We start from the raw sequence: 23308 nt of genomic DNA on the forward strand, positions 1-23308 counted from the left end.
TGACCCGGTTCAATCAGTGATGTAGCGCACGCCTGACTTGGCGCGCTCGTCCACCACCAATTCAAAAATATCCGGCCGAGCGTAATGCCCCACTACGTCGTAGTCGTAGCGTGCTCGCACCAGATCATCTGTATTGATCTGCGCCGTCAACAAACCCTCCTCCCCCAGCAACGGCCCCGCCAAAATATCGCCCATGGGCCCGACGATCACGCTACCGCCGGCAATCAACGGGCGCTCCGCCGGCCAGTTGGCAACCTCCACACCCAAGGCCTGCGGTGATGCCTGCACCTGGCAGGCGCTGACCACAAAGCAACGGCCTTCATGGGCAATATGGCGCATGCTCACCTGCCACATCTCGCGCTCGTCCACTGTGGGCGCACACCACACCTGCACGCCCTTGGCATACATCGCCGTGCGCAACAGCGGCATCATGTTTTCCCAGCACACCGCCCCGCCGATACACCCGACAGCCGCGTCAATCACCGGCAAGGTTGAGCCGTCGCCCTTGCCCCAGATCAGCCGCTCAGTGCCGGTCGGCATGAGTTTGCGGTGCTTGGCGACCAAACCGCTCGACGGTTCGAAATACAGCACGGTGCAATACAGCGTGCTGCCACTGCGCTCGATCACGCCGAGCACCAGGCTCGCACCGGTACGCGCCGATAACCCGGCCAGCGCCTCGGTCTCCACGCCCGGCACGTCGATGGCATTGGCAAAGTAGCGCGCAAAGGCTTCACGGCCCTCGGGCAGGCGATAACCCAATTGCGTGCCGAAGCTTTCGCCCTTGGGATACCCCCCCAGCAACGCCTCAGGCATCACCACCAACTGTGCGCCACTGCGCTGTATTTCATCTTCATAGGCCAGGATCTGCGCCAGGGTTTGCGCTTTGCCGCCAGGCAAGGAGCCGATTTGCAGGGCTGCGACGATCGATACGGGCATTGCGCTCACTCCGGTAATAAGGGTTGCCCATTCTCCGGCCAGACTCGATCATGAATAAAGCCCACCTCAGTGCTAAATGATATGAGCCAAATGAATATCGCCCAGGTTGACCTGAACCTGTTGAAAACCTTCGAAGCCCTGCACGACGAGTCCAGCGCCAGCCGTGCTGCATTGCGCCTGGGCGTTACGCAATCGGCAATCAGCGCCGGTTTGCGGCGTTTACGCGAACTGTATGGCGACCCACTTTTCGTACGCACCGGTCGCGGCCTGGCGCCCACCCTGCGGGCCAATCAGTTGAAACCGGTGATCAGCGAGGCATTGGACCGCTGCCGACAAAGCCTGGCGATGATCCACCCGGATAACCCGCATTATCAGGGGCGATCGGTGGTGTTAGGTCTGTCAGACGATTTCGAAATCGCCTACGGCCGGCAGCTGATGGACGCCATCGCAGAGCGCCTGCCGAAACTGCGGGTGATCTTTCGCCAGACCCACAGCCAGATCGTTGCGACTGCCCTGCTCGACCGCAACCTGGACCTGGCCATTACCGCCGGCGGGTTTGCCGAGCGCAGGCTGAGTCGGCAAGTGCTGGGCGAAGGAGACTACCGCTGCCTGGTGGACCCAGGCAGCCTGGCGCCCGGCCAGCAAGGTATCGAGCTTGCAGAATTCATCGCACGCGACCATGTGCTGGTGTCGTCAGGCGGGTTTATCGGTATTACCGATGAAGGGTTGGCGGCGCAGGGCTTGAGCCGCCAGGTATGTGCGTCCACCAGCCACTTTGCGGCGCTGCCGTACCTGCTCAAAGGCAGCGCGGCGGTGGCGACGATCCCCGGTCATGCGGCCCAAGCGATTGCGCAGATGACCGGCTTGCGTGTGCTGCCCTGCCCGCTGGCGCTGCCGCACTACCCGGTGGAGTTGGGCTGGCGTACCCAGGCCCAGCTTGATCCGCTGTTGCTCAAGGTTCGCGAGGCGATCGTGGCGTGCTTTACTTCGCCGCTGCCATCAGCTTGTTGACTTCACTGCGCACCATGTTGGAAAACTCCGGCGGCGACATGCCGTCAAGTTCGGCGCGCACCCACTCGGCCCATTTGCCCTTGCGCTTGGCGCGCTCGCCGAACAAACGGGCGGCTTCGCCCTTGGCTTTGCCCAGGTTGGTTTGCCACAGGTCGTAGAGGCGCGACTTTTCGTCTTCCAGCTCGGCGCGTTCGGCGAGGGTCTTGTTGGCGAGATTGAAGCTCATGTTGAATTACCTGCTGCACAAATGACTGACATCTTACACTGTAGGCCCAAAGGGCCTGATCACCATTGTGCCGCAAATGGACGGCTCGCAAAATAACTGCAACTTTTGCCGCTGCCCGATACTCCATTGTTCACTGTCACATTCACTTGCAAGGAGTCACACATGGCCCGCAAAACCGCCGCCCAAGCCGTCGAAGAACAAATCAAGGATCAAGCCTTCAGCGAACTGACCGCGCTGATCGAAGAATCGGACAAACTGCTCAAAAGCAGCGCATCCCTGGTAGGCGAGGAAGGTGAAACCCTGCGCGAGCAGGTTGCCATCAAACTCAAGCAAGCCCTGGATTCGGTGTCCAGCGTCCGTGAGCGCAGCAAGCCGGTCGTGGACGCCACCGAGACCTACATCGGCGGTCATCCATGGCAGACCGTGGCCATTTCCGCAGGCTTTGGCCTGGTGGTGGGTCTGCTGCTGGGTCGCCGTCACTGATCAGCACGGGCTGCGCCCATGGCGCAGCCTGTTTCACCCCGCCGCCAGTTCTCGCAGTTGCCGAATGTCCTGCGTGTCAAGCTCTATGCCTGCTTCCTGCGACTTCGCCCGTGTGCGATGGCGCCGATCCCCCGGTAATCGCCGTAACCCCGCCGCATGCATTTGCCGCACCAGTTCCTGGCTGCGCTCGGCAAAGCTTTGCCCGGCGGTTTTGCGCGGATCGATGACTATCAGTAATTGGCCGGTCCAGGGCGTACGCGCTCCCGGATGATCGGCCCAATTGAATTCGAACGAAAAATTGCCGCCTGTCAGTGCCGCCGCCAGCAACTCGACCATCATCGACAACGCCGACCCCTTATGCCCACCAAATGGCAACAGCGCGCCCCCCTCCAGAATGGCTTTCGGGTCCTGGGTCGGCTGGCCCAGGCTATCGACGCCCATGCCCGGTGGCAGCCGCTCGCCTTTGCGCGCGGCGATCTGCACGTCGCCATGGGCGATGGCGCTGGTGGCCAGGTCGAACACAATCGGCGCGCCATCGGCCCGCGGCGCAGCAAACGCGATGGGGTTGGTGCCGAACAACGGGCGATCAGCGCCATGGGGCACCACGCAGGTCATGCTGTTGACCACACTGAGTGCAACCAGTCCTTCTTCGGCGAAAGGTTCGACGTCCGGCCACAAGGCCGCAAAGTGATGGGAATTGTGGATAGCCAGTAACGCAATGCCGGCGCTGCGGGCCTTGCTCACCAGTAACGCACGCGCGGCCGCCAGAGCGGGTTGGGCGAACCCATTGGCGGCGTCGACCCGTACGAAGCCTGACGCAACGTCGCTCACGATCGGTACGGCGGCGCCATTGACCCAACCGCTGGCCAGGGTCGAGAGGTAACCCGGGATACGAAAAATACCGTGGCTATGAGCGCCATCACGTTCAGCGCTGGCGCAATTGTGCGCAAGGATCGCCGCCACTTCTGGCGAGGTGCCGTGCCTGACGAAAATCTGTTGGAGCAACCCCACCAACTCAGTGAAGCTGATGAAGGCCGTGACAACTGTCGGAGACTGCGCAGACATTTGAAGCTCCATTTTTATGATTGGAAGGGGCAACGAATGGACATCCAGGCCGTCGATTAAACACCACCTGCAGCGCTCACTGTCAACTTACGACGAGACTCAATAGTTACCCCCGCCAGTCATCGGTGCCTGCCTACCCTGTGTCTTCCTATTCACGCTGGAGACAGGCGATGACCCGTGTCACCCCGCCCTATTTTTTCGACGAGTTCCTGCTACCCGTCAATCGCTCGACATTGAGCAAGCGCGAACGCGCCCTGGGGTTCACCGTCAAGGATCTGGAATGGCTGCACGGCGTGTATTACGCCAGCGACGCCAGCCGTCAGGATACCCGCCTGCAAAGCCCGCCCATGCGTGTAGAAAAGCTATTGATCAATGTGGCAGGGCAGGCTGCGATCCCACTCGCCGGCGCGTTTTCGATGAGTTCCACGCCCGACGGTGCCAAGGCTCTGCTGTACACGCCTTATGGCGGTATCCAGGTGTTTGACAGCCATGCCTCGCTGCTTGCCGAGGTCAGTCAGGCGTTGGCTGATTCGGTACAGCGCGTGCAATTGCTCAGCTTCCTGTCAATTGCACAGCGCAACAGCCTGCCGGCGGGTAGCGTTCTGACACTGACCACTTTGCCGGTCCTGGGTGCGGTCATGGAAGACCAGGAACAAACCCTGCAGGCCTGCCAACAGGCCAACGTGCAAGCAATGCTTGAGCACTTGCAGAAGACCCCGACCTTGTCCGCCATGCTCGACACATTGCTCGGCATCATGGCGCACCCTCATTTCCCCGGTCTGGATCAGCGGCAAACGCAAGTGAACTGCTTTCTCCAAAGCCCGACGGATGCCGATCGACGCTGGATCGACTCCCTGTCGTTACGTGATGCGTTATTGCAGTTCTATGTCAACCATGCCTGGCCCTTGGGGCAAACTCGCGAATTCATCAACCCCAAGCACGTCACCAGCCACTTCACCCAGCCCCAGTTGCAACAAGACCGCGAGTATTGGGACACGCTCATCGAACAAACCTCCGGTACGCTGTCCAAATTGCTCGACAGCCTGCTGCAGACCTACTGGAACGAAGACATCGACAGCGGCACCTCACGCCTTGACCTGTTCGCGCAAATCCTGGCTGACAAATTCCGCCTCGATGTGCTGCTCAAGCGCCAGAGCGGCATCCTCAGTGCTGACGAAAGCCATATGCTCCAGGCCCTGTTTCTCAGCGACCAGGGCGCTCGCAGCACCTACGCCGCCGAACTGAGCGTGGAAACAGTACGCATCTATGCGCCGTACCAGCACTACGTGGAACTGGCCAGTACCCTGATGCTGCATGACAGCCATGCCTACCTTTACACCCAATCCCGTGGCTTGCAGGTACTTAAAGATCTGGATGATCTCAAAGACACGCTATTGACCATGCTCACCGCCGCCGGGCACGAAGATGAACTGCTCAATTTCCTGTCTCTGGACGAGCGCAACACCTTTATCGGCCTGGACCAGATCAATGTTGCCGCACACCCCGTCACCGGGCACGTGTTCACCGACATGATCGAAGACATCGCCGCCAAGCAGACCAGTAATATGAACCATGCCCTGAGCCTCTATCGCAGCAGCGCCGGCCAGGTGGACCTGGAAGCATTGCTCGATTACGCCCTGGACATCCGCACCATGCTAGACAGTCGCCTGGCCGACCTGGACACCGATGGGCGCTGGACAATACATCCCGTCAGCAGCGGCAATGGCCGTCCCTCCACGGTGCAAGCCGAGCGCGCCAAGCTGCACCTGCAACGCCTGCGTGCTGCCGAAGAAGGATTGCAGATCGAGCGCCTTAAGCACCCTACACTGCGCAGCGTGGCCACCCTGGCCCTGAACACGGAACTGCAAACCCAACGACTGGACCTCAAGGCCGACGAGGTTTACGTCAACACTTACGCGTCCCGCGCCGAGCAGCGTGAGGAGCGCGCGCCTGTGTCTTCGCTGAGCATGGTTGAACATTTCATCGAGCGCCTCGGCCAGGAGAGCAAGCCGCTCCCGGTGTCTTCCAGAACTGGGTTTTACACAGAACGCAACCAGGGTGTCGCCCTGAAGCTCAATAACATGCCCCTCAAAACCTTCAACAACATGATCGAACGGGTCTTGAAGGTGTTTGCCGGCCACGAGATGCGTGAACTCCCGCGCCTGTTCCTGAATAACATCCGCGATAAGCACGCGCACTCGATGTTGTTGGGCCTGCGCAGCGAGGCTGAACTGCGGCTGCTGGGTAAAACGCTGACGCCACGCAGCCATGCCATTCTTGATGCAGTCCTGCAAACTGACAGCCTGGCGCGCCTGACCCGACATGGGATCAACGGGTTTCTGCCGGATGCTTATGCGCTGGCATTGCACAAGGGTACGTCCGACGCGCTGCTGCCGCTGGCCAATCTGTTTGTACTGACCGAACGTGGCGGCCTTGACCCCAAGAATTCGGGCCAGGCGATCCTATGGACGCCCCGGCGTGGTCATGAGGTTTTTGCGTCGGTCTCGGCCCTGCGCGAGGCGCTAACCCAGCGCGTGGCGCATCCGATCAAACGACTGTCGCTACTGGAAAATCTGTCATTGTCCCAGCGCGTGCCTCATCAGGCGTATCGCCTGGCTGCGCTGCAACGTATAGACGAAAACCTGCTGGACAATCGCCTGAAAACCTACGGCGATTACGTCATGGACTCGGTGGACCAACTGCTGGCCATGGACTTGCCGGCGCGCGCCCTGCAGGACCGCCTGGATGAGATCCTGCAGATCCCGGCGCCCACCAACCTTGCCCGAGCCCAGGCGCTGGCCGATGCCATGGTCACCCAGCAGGCCCTGCCCGTTTGGCTGGCAATGGCGCCCGCCAACGAGCAGATCTTCCATGCCGAACTGCTTGAGCAATACCACAACAGCGCCCCGGAAGAGGAAGACTACCTGCAAGGCATTCCCACCATTGGCGAGCACACCCTTGACGCCCTGTCGAAATTGCTCAAGGCGCGCTTTCCCAAGCAGACCATCAGCCCCGATGATGTGCTGATTCCCGTGCACCAGGCCCTCGACATCCATGACTACAGCCTGACCGATTTTGCCTTGCGTCACTGGCCGAACCTGGACAACCAGACTACCCGCCCCCGCTCGCGCACCGCCACACCGCTGCCGGACACCCTGGACGCCAATGCGCTGGTTCAACTGGTGCGGCAACTGGACTTGAAATCGGTGTACCAAAAGCGATTGCAAACCGAGATGGACACCCGCACGGAAGCTGCACGCAAACGCCGGCGCCTGTTCTGTCGGCAACTGCCATGGCAGGTGTTGCAATACGCCCACGAACAACATCTGCAAGAACGCCTGTCAAACAAGGCCTTGGGCTTGGTCCAGCAGGTGTTCGACATGCCTGACGGCCTGGCACGTGCGGCGTTGAAGGACGTATCGACGCTGATCCGGCCCGTGGAGCTGGTGGCGACTGCAGGCGCTACTGCCGCCAAGGTATTGGGCATGTACCTGATCAGCCCTGGAAGTAAAGAGCCCGGTCCGGTAGTGCTCTATGCGCCCTACAGTGAAAACCACGTGCTCAAGCAATATGACAACGAGCAAGCGCTGCTGGATGAAGTGGAGCGACCAGGGGAACTGCAGGACTGGGTCATCCAGCACCTGGAAGATCCGCACCAGGCCGTTTACCGCAGCTTGCTGCAAAACAACCTTCATCGCTCTTCGGATATGAGCCTGGCCTCATCTGCCGTGACCGGCAACCTGCTGCACTATTTATTCAGTGAGAACACGCTGATCCTGCTGAAAATGCTCGCCTGCCAGTTCGAAAAAGGTTCCAAGCTGCTTTGGGATAAAGTGGTGGGCGTGTTCGGCAAGGGCATACCCACGGCAGTGCACTTCATGGCGGGCAAACTCGCCTATCCACTTGTGGTCTGGCGCAGCTACAAGTTGGTCAAGCGCTCGGCTGAAGCGCTGCAACTGCACCAGTGGAAAGCCGCGATGAAGGACTTTAGCCTGGCAGTGGTGCAAATGGCCGCCCTGTACAGCGAGCTTGATGGCAGCGAAACCCCACCGCCTGATGACGCTGACCTGGTCGACCTGCCGGAAGGCGGCCTGCCCACCGCCACTACCCCGGGCCTGCGGGACGTCACCGCCACTTCCCGAACGCAGTTGCAGCGCTTGGAGGGCTACGACATCGCCCTTAAGGACCTTGAGCTGGACACCTCCACCCATGTCTACAAGGATAAGGCGAGCGCCAAGAGTTACGTGCCGCTGGCAGGCAAGGTGTATCCGGTGAAGAAAACCAAGGCGCACTGGCGCCTGGACAACGACGCTCAGCAGGGCCCCTACGTTGGTCGCAATGCTGATGGCAAATGGGTAGTGGACCTGAGCATACACACGCCCCGCTTCGGCCAGGCCTGGACGCGGCAAAAAGTGCGACGGGCCGAAAGACGCGACATCAATATTGAAGCGCTGGGTATAAGGGCAATCGCCGCAGTGTCGAGCTGGAAAGCCCAAGTCATCAACGAAGCCTTCAACGTATCGACTTACTACGCCGTCAACTGCAAGCGCAACATCCAGCACTTTGCAGAGCTGCTCAAGCCTGATAGCCGAGTAGGCCTGTTCTTGTGCGACCTGTTCGGCACTCTCAATCTGAACCCGGCCCAGGTAAAGAAAATCGAGGACATCATCGATGGAATACTGGATGAGTTAAGCGACCCCACCTTGATCGGCCCTGAATCAATGCGCCTTGTCAGCGGTGAAAGCGTGAACGATCCCACCAATGAGTACGCGATGGTGCTTCTCGATGACAGCGAACGAAAAGTGTACTTGTTCGAAAGGTTCTTCCACCCGAACCTGGCTGAATACGCCACCATTCTGAGTGAACCTTTTGACATGTTCGCCCATGCCAGAGCCTCTACTCTGATCCATGAGCTGACGCACCTGAGGTTCAAGACAGAAGACATTGCCTACCTGCGGAGCATAGAACCCTTCCGCGACCTGATCGACACGGCAAAGCCGGGTGCTCAGGCGGTGAAGACGCGTCAGGATGATTTGCAAACAACCGGGCTGTCGACGTTGACGCCGGCAAACATGCTATTCAAGGCATGGGATGACATATCCAATACCTGGGAGGATTACGGTTTTTTCACTACCACTAACGCCCTCAAACGCAGAGTCCTGAGCATCACCGGCGCCAAGACCCTGAATGAGGCCCGACAAATCTTCATGAGCAATGTCGACAAGCGCATCGACGTCATTCTATCCAACGCCGACTCGGTCAGTTACCTGGTTACGCATCTGGGGCGCATGCTGGATGAGGGGGCCTGAGCAGGCCCCCAACACGTGAATCAATCTTTCTGGTCACGCAGGACATTGCCCGAGGCGCCGTCGATTCGTGCTTCATACACCACGCCGTCGGATTTACGGCCTTTGACTTCCCAGTAGCCGTTGTCGTCGGCTTCGGCGGCATAAACTTCGACATACCCAGCCTTGGTCTTCGCCACTTCAATAGCTTTTTCAATCGGAATCCAGCCCGCACCCGGCTTGTCTGCCAGCGCAGCGCCGGCGCTCAACAGCGCGGTGGTTGCACACAGGGCGGCTAAGGTTTTCTTCAACATGTTCGTACTCCTTGGTGGATGACAGTGTGTTTCCTGATTTTTTAGGCGCGTTTAAACAAGAATAAGTTCCAATTGATATGCAATCGCCATGATGCTGTTCTCGCCGTAAGGCTCGGAGGGGTAGAATGCGGGAAATCAGGATGAGTAAATGAGCGAAAAGTCCCTTTCAGAAGCCGAATACGACGCCATCACCGACGCCGCTGCGCATTGGTGTATGCGTGTGCATGCCAGCGACTGCACGGCGGCTGAACGTCAGGCCTTCGAACATTGGCACGATGCCCACCCGCTGCACGCCTTCGAGTATGCCGCGATGTTGGAAATCTGGGACGTGGCCGATCATTTGCCCCGCAATGCGCCTGCACCGCTTGTGGTGCCGCTCAAGCCTCGCAAACGCTGGCGCTCTTATGCGGTGGCAGCCGCCATTTGCCTTGCTGCTCTGCCGCTGGCCGCCTTCACGGGCTGGGAAGCCGGTTGGTTGCCAAGCTCGTATGAGCGGTTTGACGCCACCAACGGGCTGCGCAAAGTTACCCTCGGTGACGGCAGTGAGGTGGAGTTGAACCTGGGCACCGAGCTGGTCTACAGCCACTACAAGGATCGTCGCCAGGTGAAGTTGGCCAAGGGCGAAGCGTTTTTCAACGTCACCCATGACAGCGAGCACCCGTTTATCGTGCAGGCTGGCGAAGGCCGGGTTCGGGTGACGGGCACCCAGTTCAATGTGTGGAAGTATGAAGACCAGGTGCGGGTAATGTTGCTGGAAGGCTCGGTGCAGATCACCAGCGACGCGGTGCATGGCAGCGTGCCGTTGACGCCGGGGATGCAGGCCACCTACCACCGCGGCGACGCCACACCGCAAGTCGCCGCGATCAAACCCAATGACCCTGCGCTTGCCTGGCGTACGGGCAAGCTGGTGCTTGATAACCTTGCATTGGCCGATGCGTTGCCGCTGATCAACCGATACCTGAACAAGCCAGTGATGCTGGCGGATGCTGGCACCGGGAGCATTCGCATTGGTGGCATCTATAACCTCAGCGAGGTCAACAACCTCATCCCTTCCCTGCCCAAGGTCCTGCCGGTCTACCTGACCCGCAACCAGGATGGCAATCCCGTACTCAACTCCATCCCGGGTAAAACGCCCAAGGGTTGAGGCGCGTTTTTTTTACTTCAGTGTCCACTTTTGAAACACCTCGGTACGCTGAATCGCCCAGCGGCTGCGGATTCATGCCCCTGTCATCGAGACTGTTTCATCGCTGACACAGTTGACGAGTGTGGCCGGGCATATCGCGCCGCCCAGCGACTGTTTCATGCTTGAAACACTGCTATCGGCGATGCGCGCAGAAAAATCGCAACCTATTGAGTTTCAAACGCAAACGAAAAGCGGCACGGGTTCTGCTCTTTCCCTGATAACGCTGTTTAGGGTCAGCGTTCAGAACAAGGACTGCCGCCGTGATCACACTCACACACGCCTCGATAACCGTACTGCTGATCAGCTGCGTGCTCAGCGCCGGCATCAGCCATGCGGGCGATGGCGTTATCGTGACAGGGCGAACCGTGCAGGGTCACATGTACGGGCGCACCTCCCTCCCCGATCCATACCCCACCACTGCCAACGCCAACCCCAGCAAAGAAATCATCAGTGCCACCTCCGGCGAACTCAGTGATCGGGACATTGGCGGCATCCGCAGCGGTTCGGGCCTTGCGCGATCCATCCAGCCTAACGGCAACCTGTCTGGCCTGAGCGCCACGCAAAACAGCCTGTCGACCCAGGGCGCCGGCGCAGCCGCCGGCCATGGCGCGGGCAGCAGCATGGCTGGGCAGATCAATGGTTCGATCCAGCGCGGCATGGCGCCCTTGAACAACCTGGGCAACATGCTGGGGGGCAAATGATGAAGCGCATCCTGTTGACCATCGCCCTGCTGGGCAGCGCCTCGGCAATGGCAGACAACACCGCCGTTATCAACAACAGCGGCCAACAGTACGAAGGTGTGCTGTCGATCAACCAGGCAGCCGGCAACCAGCAACAGATGTCCAACAGCCGCGCAATCGCGCTCGATGGCCGGGCCAGCAATGTGAATATCCAGCGGCTCGACGGCAACGTCGACCCGTCCTTGAGTGCCAAGGTGGCGATTCAGGGCGCTTCATTTATCAATGGCAACGGCGTGCTGGGCGTTAACCAGTCGGCCGGGGCCAATAACCAATCAATCAACGCGGTGCGGATCAGCCTCAACCCTGGCCCGCAAAGCATCGATGACAGCGTCCTGTTGCAACAGAACACGACGCAGTTGACCGACTCAGGGCTCACCTCCACCACTGGCAGCCGCCAGGTCGCGACCAGCGACCAGGCCTTCACCGGCAGCCGAGGAGTGATTCAGGTGAACCAGAGTGCCGGGGTGGGGAACCGAGTGGCTAACACCCTGGGCATCACTATCAAGTAACCGCTTGGTAGACGTTAGTTAGACCGTACCAACACTTAACCCAACTAATTAGAAGCAAGGAGAAACACCATGAAACCTCAAATGGCTCTGAAACCTCTGGTTTTCGCTCTCGCCGCACTCATGGCAGCAGCTGCTCAAGCGGGTGGCTGGCACCCTGCGCCTCAGCCAACGGGCGTAATTGCTGCTGTCGTCACGGATGTACAAAACAGCGCAGGCAATAAATTCAACGACACCAAAACCGAAAACAACGCGTCTGCCGATGACTCCGTCAACGGCAACAGCGGTAACGTCGGGGTCAACGTGCAGTCTGGCAGTGGCAACCAGGCCGACAACTCTGCCGCCATCTCCAGCGCCAAAGGCGATGCAGCGACCGTGTTCGGCGTGGTCGACGTGAATCAAAACAGCGGGCTGAACAGCTTCATCAACAAAGGCACGCAAAACAACTCCTCCCTGGATAATGCTGTTAACGGTAACTCCGGCAACGTCGGTTACAACGGCCAGTCCGGTCAAGGCAACCAAGGTAAAAACAACCTGGCTATCGTGACCGCTGACGGGAAAAATATCGCGGCGGCAGCCAATACCGAACAAAACTCGCTTGCCAACAACTTCCTCAACACCGCCGCCAGCAGCCACGGCTATGGTGGCAAAGCTCAATACGTGTCGAACAATTCCAGCCTCGACAACTCGGTCAACCGCAATTCCGGCAACGTAGGCGTCAACCTGCAATCCGGTGCGGGCAACCAGGGCAGCAACAGCCTGTCGATCGGCCAGGGTTGCACTGTGTGCAGCAGCGGCGTGCGCTTCTGATCCAACGGGGCCTTGGCAACAAGGCCCTTTTTATTTCAGTGCCCAACAGGTCATTCGATCATGCGTATCGCGACCCTCACCCTCTTGATGTTGCTCACCGGCACGACCTGGGCAGGCACCATGGCGATTTCCGCCATGCCCGGCGGTGCGGTGATCTTCAAGAAGGTCGAGAGCATCCGTGAGCGCCGGTTCGCCAACCTGGTGGAACAGAAAACCGATTTCAGCTGCGGTGCCGCGGCACTCGCGACCATCCTGCGCCAGGCCTATTGGCTGGACGTCGACGAAGACCACATCATCAAAGGGATGCTGGTAACCGCCGACCAGGACCTGGTGCGCACCCAAGGCTTTTCCATGCTGGACATGAAGCGCTACCTCGAAAGCATCGGTATGCGTGCCCGCGGCTACAAGATCGCAGCCGATACCCTGGTGACGGTGAAGATTCCCGTGGTGGTGCTGCTGGAAATTCGTGGCTACAAGCACTTCGTGGTGATGCAGCGGGCCGACAAGGACTGGGTGTATATCGGCGATCCCGTGCTGGGGCACAAGCGCTATTCCCGTGACGACTTTGTCAAAGGCTGGAATGGCATTGTGTTTGCCGTGCTGGGCGAAGGTTACGACAAGGCCAACGTCTTGCTCGACCCGCCCACTCCGCTGACGGCCAAGAACCAGTTGAACGAGTTCCGGCCCGTGGGCGATGCCGAGTTGATGGATTTCGGTTTTATCCAGAGCGACTTCTTCTAGAAGCGCAATAAGGGGCAGGACGCCCCAGGAGCAGCAGATGAACACTTTCCGTTGGCTGACGGTCTTGTGTCTGGCAGCCTCTATGCCCGCCTATGCTTCATCGGCTTTCAAACCGATCGAACTCAAGGACGCGGAGATGGCCGACTTGCGTGGCCGTTACGTAATGCCGGGGCGCATCATCAGCTTCGGCATTGTCATGAGCAGCACCTGGACCAACGCCGTCGGTGACCGCATTACCGGCACGGCCAACATGCAGATCGACAAGACCACCGTTACTCCGCAATTCTATGTGCAAACCACCGGTTCCACGGGTAACGGCAGCCTGCCAAACACCGGCACCGGTAATGTGGTCGGTGGCGCCGGCCTCGGCAGCGGCCAGGGCGTAACCCAAAGCGTGCGCACCGCAGGCGATGGCAACACCGCCTACAACGATGTGGGCATCAGCATCGAGAATGGTGTCGCCCCCGCCAGTAACCTGCAAACGGGGCAAGTGCTGATGGCCGGCGGCACCGTAACCGGCGACAGCGCGGCGGGCCGCGTCAGCGTTTCGGCCAACAACGGCGGTGTACAAATGGCGATCCAGGCCAACCACAACCAGGGCAACAGCCTGCAGCAGATCGGCGGCGGCAATGTGCTGCAGGGTACAGTGCTGACCGGCAACAGCAACCTTGTCAGAAACATCACCCAACTCAACGTCGTGATGAACAATAACGGCTTGAACAACGGCGCGTTGAACTGCAATTTGGATCAACTCAAAGGCCTACGCACGCTCGGTTATTGAACTACGCTGACCCTCGACACTTTCGCATTAGAACAGGACGGCTTATTTCATGCATCGATCGTTATCGCTACGCGCGGTGATTTGTTTAAGTACGCTCTTGCCCGCATCCGTGCTGTATGCCGCGCCAGACGCCGATATCGAAACCCTGAAAAAGGAACTGCTGGAACTCAAGCAACGCTATGACGTGCAGCAAAAAGCCTTGGCCGTGCTGGAGCAACGCGTGCGTCAGGTAGAGGATCAACCCGCAGCGCCCGCCCCCAAGCGCTTGGCCAAATCACCTGCCGACTTCAAGCAAGGCGCTAACGCTGTCGCCGCCACGGGTACGGGTGCAGCCGCAGCGTCAGGTGGTGCAGGCGGTGGCGGCAGCTCCTACGGCCAATCCCTCAAGGACGACTCGGCCCCTGCGCAAAGTGTGAGCAACCTGTACAACGAGGCCAGCGGCTTTTTCGGCAATGGCAAGTTCAGCGTGGAAACCGGCATCACCTATGCCCGTTACGATGCACGCCAATTGACCCTCAATGGCTTCCTGGCGCTGGACTCGATCTTTCTGGGCAATATCAACCTGGACCGGATCAAGTCCGACAGTTGGACCCTGGACCTTACCGGGCGCTACAACGTCGACAACCGCTGGCAGTTCGATCTGAACGTCCCCGTGGTGTACCGCGATTCGACCTACCAGTCCGGCGGTGCCGGCAACGATGCCACCGCCACCTCGGAAGCCTCGGTGACCCGCGACCCTACCATCGGTGACGTCAACTTTGGCGTGGCCTATAAGTTCCTCGACGAAACGCCGACCTTGCCGGATGCGGTAGTGTCTGTGCGCGTCAAGGCGCCCACGGGTAAAGAGCCGTTCGGCATCAAGCTCGTCAGGCAACCCAACAACGACAACCTCTACTTGCCGGAAAGCCTGCCTACGGGCAACGGGGTCTGGTCGGTTACACCCGGCATTTCCCTGGTCAAGACCTTCGACCCGGCGGTGCTGTTCGGTTCGCTGTCGTATACCCACAACTTCGAAGACTCGTTCGATGACATCAGCAGTGAAGTCAACCAGAAGGTGGGGGGCAAAGTACGCCTGGGCGACAGCTTCCAGTTCGGTGTCGGTGTGGCGTTCGCCTTGAACGAGAAGATGAGCATGTCGTTCTCGGTTTCCGATCTGGTGCAGCGCAAGAGCAAGCTCAAGCCGGACGGCGGCGACTGGCAATCGGTGGTGTCCAGCGATGCAAACGCGGGTTATTTCAACGTAGGCATGACGATTGCCGCGTCGGATAACCTGACCATTGTGCCGAACCTGGCGATCGGGATGACCGATGACGCGCCGGACTTTACGTTCAGCCTGAAATTCCCGTACTACTTCTGATTTGTAGGAGCGAGCTTGCTCGCGAAAACCCATGGACGCCGCGTTTATTCAGGAAACACGCGTTATCGTTGACGTTTATCGCGAGCAAGCTCGCTCCTACAGAACAGCATGGGGGGTTGACCCAACCTAGCGGATCTGGTGCTTGTGCAGCAGCCGGTAGAACGTCGGCCGGGAAATCCCCAGCACACGGGCTGCAACACTGAAATTATCGCTGTGCCGATTGAGCACATCGCACAACGCCTGGCGTTCGGCGCGGTGCTTGTAGTCTTCCAGTGTCGCGATCGGCGGCGAAAGTACCTGCTGGCCTTGCAGCCCCAGGTCCACGGCTTCGATCTGGCGCCCTTCGGCCAGCACCAGACCGCGGCGCACACGGTTGGCCAGCTCACGCACGTTGCCCGGCCACGGGTGTTGCCCCATCGCCACCAATGCCTCTTCGCTGAAACTGCGCGGGCGTCGGCCGGTTTCCTGGCTGTAGAAACGCGAAAAATGATTGGCCAGCATCGCCACGTCACCATGGCGCTCGCGCAAAGGGGCCGTGACTACTTGCAAGACATTGAGGCGGTAATACAGGTCTTCGCGAAAGGCGCCCTTCTCCACCGCGGCTTCAAGATCCACATGGGTGGCTGCCAGCACGCGTACATCCACCGAGATGGGTTGGCTGCCGCCGACGCGCTCGATATGTTTTTCCTGAAGAAAGCGCAACAGGTTGGCTTGCAGCTCCATCGGCAAATCGCCGATTTCATCCAGAAACAACGTGCCACCGTGGGCCGCCTCAATCCGTCCGACCTTGCGCTGATGTGCGCCGGTAAAGGCGCCCTTTTCATGGCCGAACAGTTCCGACTGGATCAGATGTTCAGGGATCGCCCCACAGTTAATCGCCACAAACGGCTTGGCGTGGCGCTGGGATTGTCGATGAAGGGTCTTGGCGACCAGCTCTTTGCCGGTGCCGCTGTCGCCACGAATGAGTACCGGCGATTCGGTGGGCGCCAACTTCGACAACAATTTGCGCAGTTCACGAATCGGGCGGCTGTCGCCTAACAACTCGTGGGGTTCATCTACCGGCACGACGCCCTTGCCCCGCAGTCGCGCCATGCCAAACGCACGCCCAATGGTCACCTGGACCCGAGCCACATCGAACGGCAAGGTATGAAAATCGAAGAACCACTCGCAGACAAAATCTGCGACATTCTGCAAACGCAGGACTTCAGGACTGAGCACGGCGATCCACTCGGTACCGCTGCGGCCAATCAACTCCTTGACCGCCTCGGGGCGTTCCAGATGGCAGGGCTGCAAGCGCAGCAGGCCCACATCGCAAGAACGATCCCCCACCGCCTGCAATGCACAGCTGTCCACTTCCCAGCCGGCAGTGCGCAAGCCGGGTAGTAGCCTGTGACAGTCATCACAGGGGTCGACTACCAGCAAGCGGCGTTGAACAGGTGTCACAACCATGACGATTCCTTGGCGCCAAGATTATTAAAGTTATTTAGAAACAAGGATTTGGGGCGCTTGGCGCTAACCCTAGCAAGATCTTGACGCTCACCTTGTACTATTTCGCTATAAGTGCGGGCAAAAAGCCATGTGTGTTTAATCGGGGGGAAAAGTTTGCCACGGCCGAAACTTTCTATCAGCTTTCAAAACAGCCTCTTACATGACGTCAATCAGGGAAAGTTAAAATTTCTTGCTCTAGCATGTGACCCGCACCCCACCATCGTGCATCAGTACAAGTAACCCACCGCACGGTCAGCCCAACCGCCGGTACTCACTTGAATGGGCATACAGAGAGAAGACCCAAATGAACGCTCCGCTGCGCATCAACGAAGCTCTTTTGATTGCAGACCGTGCCTTCCAACCCTTTCAGTGCGTGGCCTGGCACGATGGCAATGGCGCCCTCAGCCTGAGCGTCATCGACCGTACCAACACCCGTATCGGCAGCAAACAGCTGTCGTCGACTGCCTATACCGACCCGGCTCAACTTGAAGACCTGTTGTTGCAGGCTCGCGCCGAGCTCGACAAAGATGGCTACCAGTTACAGTCCTGGGCAATGCCGAAGTAATTCAATGCGACAACTTCCAGCCAACGTCAAACATCGGCTGGAAGTTGTGCGATAACACTTCAAGTACTTAGCGTGCCGCGAGAATAAACCGTTCGAACGCCTCGGCAGCCCCGTCCTCGACGTTGCTGCTGGTCACCACATTGGCCTGGCGCTTGACGGTTTCTTCGGCCTGGCCCATGGCAATCGACAATCCAGCCACGTGAAACATCGCCGGATCGTTGCCGCCGTCGCCGATGGCGGCGGTCTGGTTCAGCGGCACGCCAAGGTGCTCAGCCAGGGTTTTCAAGGCTTCGCCTTTGTTAGCCAGCATTGCGGTCACGTCCAGGTACACCGGCTGTGAACGCGATACCTGAGCCAAACCTTGTACCTTGGGCTGCAACTGCGCTTCCAACTCCACCAGCAACTGCGTGTTGTTACTGGCCGCGACAATCTTGTCGACCCGGTCCAGGTAGGGCTCGAAGCTCTCCACGACCACCGGGCCATAGCCCAGGCCATCAGCTTCGCGCTGCACCATTGGCCCTGGCGGGTCGCGGCGCAGCCAATCGCCGTCGGCAAACACCCACACTTCTACATCCGGCTCGGCAGAAAACAGCGCCAGCGTGACCAGTGCCGCTTCTGCCGGCAAATGGTGAGCCACCAGGATGCTGCCATCCGGGTTGACCAGCGTGCCGCCGTTGAAGCCGGCCACCGGCACATCGATGCCAAACGTCTCGATCAAATGCAGCATGGCCTTGGGCGGACGCCCGCTGGCCAGGCTGAACAGCACCCCGGCTTCACGCATCGCAGCAATAGCGTCGGCGGTGCGCTGACTGAGGCTGTGGTCGGGGTGCAACAGCGTCCCGTCTACATCACTGAGGACAAAGCGGATGGGATGAATCGTTACGTCACTCATCCGAGGCTGTGCCAGGTGCGGCCGTCACGAGCGAGTAACGCATCCGCTGCCACCGGGCCATCTTCGCCAGCCTTGTAGGCCTGGATACCGTCGTCTTCCTTCCAGGCATCCAGGAACGGCTGCACGGCGCGCCAACCGTTCTCGATGTTGTCGGCACGCTGGAACAACGTCTGATCGCCGGTCAAACAGTCGTAGATCAGGGTTTCGTAACCTGTCGAGGGCTGCATCTCGAAGAAGTCCTTGTAGTCAAAACCCAACTCGATATTGGCCATCTCCAGAGTCGGCCCAGGCTTCTTGGCCAGCAGGTCGAACCACATGCCTTCGTTCGGCTGGATCTGGATTTTCAAGTAAGTGGGCTTGAGCTCATCGACTTCGGTATCGCGAAATTGCGCATAAGGCGCCTGCTTGAAGCAAATCACGATCTCGGTGTCGCGGATGCTCATGCGCTTGCCGGTTCGCAAGTAAAACGGCACACCGACCCAACGCCAGTTATCAATCATCACTTTGAGCGCAACGAAGGTCTCGGTGCTGCTGTCGGGTGCGACGTTGGCTTCTTCGCGATAACCGGGCAATGGCTTGCCAGCGATTTCGCCGGCGGTGTACTGGCCGCGCACGGAATTGGCCCGCGCATCTTCCAGCGACCAGGGGCGAATTGCACCGACCACCTTGGCTTTCTCACCGCGCACCGCATCGGCGCCGAAGGCTGCCGGCGGCTCCATGGCGACCATCGCCAGCAGCTGGAACAGATGGTTGGGCACCATGTCACGCAGTGTGCCGGTTTTTTCGAAAAAGTTACCTCGGGTTTCAACGCCGACGGTTTCAGCCGCGGTGATTTGCACGTGATCGATGTAGTGGTTGTTCCAGAACGCTTCGAACAGCACGTTGGAGAAGCGGCTGACCAGAATGTTCTGCACCGTCTCCTTGCCCAGGTAATGGTCGATGCGGTAGATCTGCTTCTCGCTCATCACCTTGAGCAGGCATGCGTTCAGCGCCTCGGCGGTGGCCAGGTCGGAGCCGAACGGCTTCTCGATAACCACGCGCCGAAAGCCATCGTCCGTTTCATTCAACAAACCGGCACTGCCCAGGCGCTGCACCACTTCACTGAAGAAGCGCGGCGCAGTGGCGAGGTAGAACACGGCGTTGCCGGTGCCGCTGTCGGCGATCTTCTGCGCAATATCCGCGTAAGTGCCGTCGTCAAGGAAGTCGCCCTCGACATAGCTGATGCCCTTGGCCAGTTGCGCCCACAGCGCAGGGTCCAGGGCATGTTCAGCATTGCCCCGGACCTTGCTGGCGGCTTCGGTGCGAATGAAATCCTCAAGCTTCTTGGCGAAGTCTGCGTCGCTGATGGCGTTGTGATCAACGCCGACAATACGCAGGCCATCGCCCAGCAACCCGTCGCGGCTCAGGTTGTACAGCGCCGGCATGAGCAGGCGCTTGACCAGGTCGCCATGGGCGCCAAACAGAAACAACGTGGTAGGTGGAGCGGGTTCGGCCTTGGGTTTCTTGCCGTTGGCGGTCATTTTTTGGAAGTCTCCACATGGCCGCCAAAGCCGAAGCGCATGGCAGACAGCATTTTGTCGCCGTAGGTGCTCTGCTGGCGGGAGCGGAAACGCGCAAACAGCGATGTCGACAGCACCGGTACCGGCACCGCTTGTTCCATCGCCGCTTCGATGGTCCAACGGCCTTCGCCGCTGTCCGCTACGGAACCGGAGTAACCATCGAGTTTCGGGTCGGTGGCCAGGGCGTCGGCGGTCAAGTCCAGCAGCCACGACGACACCACGCTGCCACGGCGCCAGACTTCGGCGATATCGGCAACGTTGAGGTCAAAGCGCTGATCCTCCGGCAGGTTTTCCGAGTTCTTGGTCTTGAGGATGTCAAAACCTTCGGCGAACGCCTGCATCATTCCGTATTCAATGCCGTTGTGGATCATCTTGACGAAATGACCGGAACCCGCCGGGCCTGCATGGATATAACCGTGCTCGGCGCGTGGGTCGGCTGCGGCCGAACGGTCCTTGGTGCGCGGGATATTGCCTAGGCCAGGGGCCAGGCTCTTGAAGATCGGGTCCAGACGCTGCACGGTCTCGACGTCGCCGCCGATCATCATGCAATAGCCACGCTCCAGGCCCCAGACGCCGCCGGAAGTGCCGACGTCAACGTAGTGCAGGCCCTTTTCAGCCAGGGCCTTGCCGCGACGTACGTCATCCTTGTAGTTGGTATTGCCGCCGTCGATGATCACATCGCCGTCTTCGAGCAACTCGCTCAAGGCATTGATAGTGTCTTCGGTGGGCGCGCCCGCCGGCAACATTACCCAGACCGCACGGGGCTTTTGCAGGCCAGCCACCAGGGCATTCAAGTCGGCGACGCCAGCGGCGCCCTCCTCGCTCAAGGCTTTGACGAAGGCTTCGTTACGGTCGTATACAACGGTGGTATGCCCATTGAGCATCAGGCGCCGCGCAATGTTACCGCCCATGCGGCCTAGTCCGATAATCCCCAGTTGCATGTGCTGATGCTCCTAACTTCTAAAAAATGTGTGACATAGTTTATAGCGCAATGAGGCTAATGAGGGTTAGTCCAGAGCAGATCCGTGTAGTTTCATGACAAAAAAGTTGCCATCGTTTCACCATCACCGCCTGAAAAGTCACACGACCGCCAAAAATAAAAAAGTTCCCTTGCTGCAAAAAAGAATTCAAACTTGCTTCCGACTGTTGCCCAAACCCTGTTTGAGCAGCGCGATCTACCGGCTATTTGCGAGGTAAGCAATGAGCACAGCACAGATGACCCGCCCGCCACAGACCCTCTACGTCAGCATCCGCCGCGATGAATTGCGCCAGTTGAAGGACGAGCGCGATCAGTTGCAACAGGAAGTCCTGCGTCTGCGTTCACACCTTCAAGCCCAGCTCGAACTGCCATCCCAGGCCAAGCCGGCGCTCTGCTGAACGCACCTGGTCAGTTTGTAAGGCAATACCTACGGAAAACTCACAAAGTTTTCACACACTTATCCTGATACTCCCGCCCGCGATGCCGCTCACGTTCTGAGCGGCCCGATGTCGCGCGACTCTGCGCGACGATCATTGACTGATGGGGCGCTGGATGGCGATGTTCAAACGCAGCACGACGACTGCGAAAGGCTTTGATTGGGCCGGCCTTGGTTGGCTATTCCTGTTTTTCTGGTATTTCTCGGGTATTACCCAGCTTCTTATCCAACTGACCGGCACGTCCGGCTTCAGTGGTTTCCGCCAGGCATTCTTCATGAGTGCACTGTGGCTGGCGCCGATGCTGCTGTTCCCGCGCAGGACACGCGTGCTTGCCGCCTTGATCGGTGTGGTGTTGTGGGCCTGTTCCATGGCCAGCCTAGGTTACTTCTTCATTTACCAGCAGGAGTTCTCCCAGAGCGTCATCTTCATCATGTTCGAGTCGAACATCTCCGAAGCGGGCGAATACGCGACCCAATATTTTGCCTGGTGGATCGTGCTGGCGTTCATAGCCCACACCGCCTTCGCCATCTTCCTCTGGACCCGCCTGCGCCCGGTGTACCTGCCTCGCGGCCAGTCGATCGTGGCGGCCATCGCCATTGTCCTGGCGGTTGTGGGCTACCCGCTGGTCAAGCAAATCGCCACCAGCGAAACCATGGAATTGGCCATTGATCGTTTCGAAACCCGTATCGAGCCTGCCGTGCCTTGGCAGATGATCGTCGCCTACCGTCGCTACACCGAACAGCTGGACAATATGCAGGGCATGCTCAACAGCGCCAGCCAGATCCCGCCGCTGAAAAACCTCAAGGACAGCATGGCCGGCCAACCGTCCACACTGGTACTGGTAATCGGCGAGTCCACCAACCGCCATCGCATGAGCCTGTACGGTTATCCGCGCAACACCACGCCGGAACTGGACAAGCTGCGCGACCAGTTGGCCGTGTTCGATAACGTCATCACCCCGCGCCCCTATACCATTGAAGCGCTGCAACAGGTGCTGACCTTTGCCGACGAAGAAAACCCGGACCTGTACCTCAAGACGCCGTCGATTGTCAGCGTGATGAAACAGGCCGGCTACAAGACCTTCTGGATCACCAACCAGCAGACCATGACCAAGCGCAACACCATGCTCACGACCTTTTCCGAACAGGCCGACGAGCAGGTGTACCTGAACAACAACCGCAACCAGAACGCCCGCCAGTACGACGGCGATGTGCTGGCGCCGTTTTCCAAGGCCCTGGCCGATACCGCCGAGCGCAAGTTCATCGTGGTGCACCTGCTGGGTACTCACATGAGCTACCAGTACCGTTACCCGCCGACGTTCGACAAGTTCACCGACCGCCAGGGCGTGCCGGCCGGCGTGAGCGACGCGCAGTTGCCGACTTACAACAGCTACGACAACGCGGTGCTGTACAACGACTTCGTGGTCTCCAGCCTGATCAAGGACTACGCCAAGACCGACCCCAACGGCTTTTTGCTGTACCTCTCGGACCACGGCGAAGATGTGTTCGACTCCGCCGGCCACGGCACCCTGGGCCGCAACGAAGGCAAGCCGACTGCACCGATGTACACCATCCCGTTCATGGCCTACGCCTCACCGAAGTGGCGCGAAAGCCACGACTGGAGTTTCGCCGGCGACCTGCAGCGGCCTTACAGCAGTTCGCAGTTGATCCACACCTGGGCCGACATGGCAGGCTTGAGTTTTGACGAACTGGACCACAGCAAGAGCCTGGTCAGTGACAGCTTCAAGCCTCGGCCCTTGTTGATCGGCAACCCTTACGAAACCAAGCAGAAGGCCCTGATCGACTTCAGCCTGATCAAGCCGAAGAAGGCCGATGGCGCCGAAGTGGTGGCGAAGTAATCAGGGGCCCGGCAACACAAAGATAACAATCATTCTCGTTTAAGCCTAAAGTTCCACACCTCCTTTCGTCTTTGAACCATGCCCTCCCACCC

21 protein-coding genes are annotated in these 23308 nt (G+C 59.3%); 13 read left to right on the plus strand and 8 right to left on the minus strand.

Annotated elements, in window-relative coordinates:
* Nucleotides 1–9: 9 nt before the first annotated feature.
* Nucleotides 10–936 carry a carbon-nitrogen hydrolase family protein gene (locus IH404_RS16050; protein WP_194438423.1) on the minus strand — a complete coding sequence of 309 codons (927 nt, stop codon included), beginning with the start codon at nucleotides 934–936 and terminating at the stop codon, nucleotides 10–12.
* 90 nt (nucleotides 937–1026) lie between these two features.
* Between IH404_RS16050 and IH404_RS16055 the strand changes: the two genes are divergently transcribed.
* Complete coding sequence (locus IH404_RS16055) at nucleotides 1027–1947, plus strand: LysR family transcriptional regulator (protein ID WP_005788640.1); 921 nt, start codon at nucleotides 1027–1029, stop codon at nucleotides 1945–1947.
* Here IH404_RS16055 and IH404_RS16060 read toward each other — a convergent pair.
* A complete protein-coding gene (locus IH404_RS16060) occupies nucleotides 1919–2173 on the minus strand; it encodes a hypothetical protein (protein ID WP_003190904.1) in 255 nt (84 codons plus the stop codon). The genes IH404_RS16055 and IH404_RS16060 overlap by 29 nt on opposite strands.
* Before the next feature lie 162 nt (nucleotides 2174–2335).
* Here IH404_RS16060 and IH404_RS16065 point away from each other — a divergent pair, with 162 nt between their 5' ends.
* Nucleotides 2336–2656: a DUF883 family protein gene (locus IH404_RS16065; RefSeq protein ID WP_005788644.1), complete on the plus strand. Its 321-nt coding sequence runs from the start codon at nucleotides 2336–2338 to the stop codon at nucleotides 2654–2656.
* Between the two features lie 33 nt (nucleotides 2657–2689).
* Here IH404_RS16065 and IH404_RS16070 read toward each other — a convergent pair whose 3' ends face one another.
* Entirely contained in the window at nucleotides 2690–3721 is a 1032-nt protein-coding gene (locus tag IH404_RS16070; RefSeq protein ID WP_194438425.1) for an Ldh family oxidoreductase, read from the minus strand.
* A 170-nt stretch (nucleotides 3722–3891) separates the two neighbouring features.
* Between IH404_RS16070 and IH404_RS16075 the strand changes: the two genes are divergently transcribed.
* Nucleotides 3892–9030 (plus strand): DUF6543 domain-containing protein, encoded by a 5139-nt coding sequence (locus IH404_RS16075; RefSeq protein ID WP_194438427.1) that lies wholly within the window; start codon nucleotides 3892–3894, stop codon nucleotides 9028–9030.
* A 20-nt stretch (nucleotides 9031–9050) separates the two neighbouring features.
* Here IH404_RS16075 and IH404_RS16080 read toward each other — a convergent pair whose 3' ends face one another.
* Nucleotides 9051–9320, minus strand: a complete 270-nt coding sequence (locus IH404_RS16080) for a PepSY domain-containing protein (protein ID WP_122733108.1) — start codon at nucleotides 9318–9320, stop codon at nucleotides 9051–9053.
* Between the two features lie 148 nt (nucleotides 9321–9468).
* Here IH404_RS16080 and IH404_RS16085 point away from each other — a divergent pair, with 148 nt between their 5' ends.
* The 7 genes from IH404_RS16085 (at nucleotide 9469) to IH404_RS16115 (ending at nucleotide 15438) form a co-directional block, all read left to right on the plus strand.
* Nucleotides 9469–10464, plus strand: coding sequence for a FecR family protein (locus IH404_RS16085; protein WP_194438429.1), 996 nt, complete (start codon nucleotides 9469–9471; stop codon nucleotides 10462–10464).
* 299 nt (nucleotides 10465–10763) lie between these two features.
* Nucleotides 10764–11204, plus strand: a complete 441-nt coding sequence (locus IH404_RS16090) for a hypothetical protein (RefSeq protein ID WP_005788654.1) — start codon at nucleotides 10764–10766, stop codon at nucleotides 11202–11204.
* Nucleotides 11204–11752, plus strand: coding sequence for a hypothetical protein (locus IH404_RS16095; protein WP_005788656.1), 549 nt, complete (start codon nucleotides 11204–11206; stop codon nucleotides 11750–11752). Before IH404_RS16090 ends, IH404_RS16095 begins: the two co-directional genes overlap by 1 nt.
* A gap of 69 nt (nucleotides 11753–11821) precedes the next feature.
* The gene (locus tag IH404_RS16100) at nucleotides 11822–12559 is read left to right on the plus strand and encodes a hypothetical protein (RefSeq protein WP_005788658.1); all 738 of its coding nucleotides are present in this window, start codon (nucleotides 11822–11824) and stop codon (nucleotides 12557–12559) included.
* 60 nt (nucleotides 12560–12619) lie between these two features.
* A complete protein-coding gene (locus IH404_RS16105) occupies nucleotides 12620–13300 on the plus strand; it encodes a C39 family peptidase (RefSeq protein ID WP_005788662.1) in 681 nt (226 codons plus the stop codon).
* A 37-nt stretch (nucleotides 13301–13337) separates the two neighbouring features.
* Nucleotides 13338–14081 carry a hypothetical protein gene (locus IH404_RS16110; RefSeq protein WP_194438431.1) on the plus strand — a complete coding sequence of 248 codons (744 nt, stop codon included), beginning with the start codon at nucleotides 13338–13340 and terminating at the stop codon, nucleotides 14079–14081.
* Nucleotides 14082–14130: 49 nt separating this feature from the next.
* On the plus strand, nucleotides 14131–15438 hold the full coding sequence (locus IH404_RS16115) for an autotransporter outer membrane beta-barrel domain-containing protein (RefSeq protein ID WP_005788665.1): 1308 nt from the start codon (nucleotides 14131–14133) through the stop codon (nucleotides 15436–15438).
* A 126-nt stretch (nucleotides 15439–15564) separates the two neighbouring features.
* Here the strand turns inward: IH404_RS16115 and IH404_RS16120 are convergent, their stop codons facing one another.
* Entirely contained in the window at nucleotides 15565–16887 is a 1323-nt protein-coding gene (locus IH404_RS16120) for a sigma-54 dependent transcriptional regulator (RefSeq protein ID WP_194438433.1), read from the minus strand.
* A 343-nt stretch (nucleotides 16888–17230) separates the two neighbouring features.
* Between IH404_RS16120 and IH404_RS16125 the strand changes: the two genes are divergently transcribed.
* Nucleotides 17231–17491, plus strand: a complete 261-nt coding sequence (locus IH404_RS16125) for a hypothetical protein (protein ID WP_005788668.1) — start codon at nucleotides 17231–17233, stop codon at nucleotides 17489–17491.
* A gap of 67 nt (nucleotides 17492–17558) precedes the next feature.
* On the opposite strand, the gene IH404_RS16130 is transcribed toward IH404_RS16125, so the two are convergent.
* Genes IH404_RS16130 through gnd form a run of 3 tightly spaced genes read right to left on the minus strand, consistent with a single transcriptional unit; the run spans nucleotide 17559 to nucleotide 20883 of the window.
* Nucleotides 17559–18383: an HAD family hydrolase gene (locus IH404_RS16130; RefSeq protein ID WP_194438434.1), complete on the minus strand. Its 825-nt coding sequence runs from the start codon at nucleotides 18381–18383 to the stop codon at nucleotides 17559–17561.
* A complete protein-coding gene (gene zwf, locus IH404_RS16135) occupies nucleotides 18380–19903 on the minus strand; it encodes a glucose-6-phosphate dehydrogenase (RefSeq protein ID WP_005788671.1) in 1524 nt (507 codons plus the stop codon). Before zwf ends, IH404_RS16130 begins: the two co-directional genes overlap by 4 nt.
* Nucleotides 19900–20883: a phosphogluconate dehydrogenase (NAD(+)-dependent, decarboxylating) gene (gene gnd / locus IH404_RS16140; RefSeq protein WP_005788672.1), complete on the minus strand. Its 984-nt coding sequence runs from the start codon at nucleotides 20881–20883 to the stop codon at nucleotides 19900–19902. The genes zwf and gnd overlap by 4 nt, the downstream gene beginning before the upstream one ends.
* Before the next feature lie 259 nt (nucleotides 20884–21142).
* On the opposite strand from gnd, the gene IH404_RS16145 reads away from it, so the two are divergent.
* Together IH404_RS16145 and IH404_RS16150 are read left to right on the plus strand one after the other, a co-directional pair.
* Nucleotides 21143–21319 (plus strand): DUF6026 family protein, encoded by a 177-nt coding sequence (locus IH404_RS16145; protein WP_157243918.1) that lies wholly within the window; start codon nucleotides 21143–21145, stop codon nucleotides 21317–21319.
* Nucleotides 21320–21473: 154 nt separating this feature from the next.
* Nucleotides 21474–23216, plus strand: a complete 1743-nt coding sequence (locus IH404_RS16150; RefSeq protein WP_194438435.1) for a phosphoethanolamine transferase CptA — start codon at nucleotides 21474–21476, stop codon at nucleotides 23214–23216.
* Nucleotides 23217–23308: the final 92 nt, after the last annotated feature.

The organism is Pseudomonas sp. OST1909 (assembly GCF_015277575.1).
Taxonomy (GTDB): Bacteria; Pseudomonadota; Gammaproteobacteria; order Pseudomonadales; family Pseudomonadaceae; genus Aquipseudomonas; species Aquipseudomonas synxantha_A.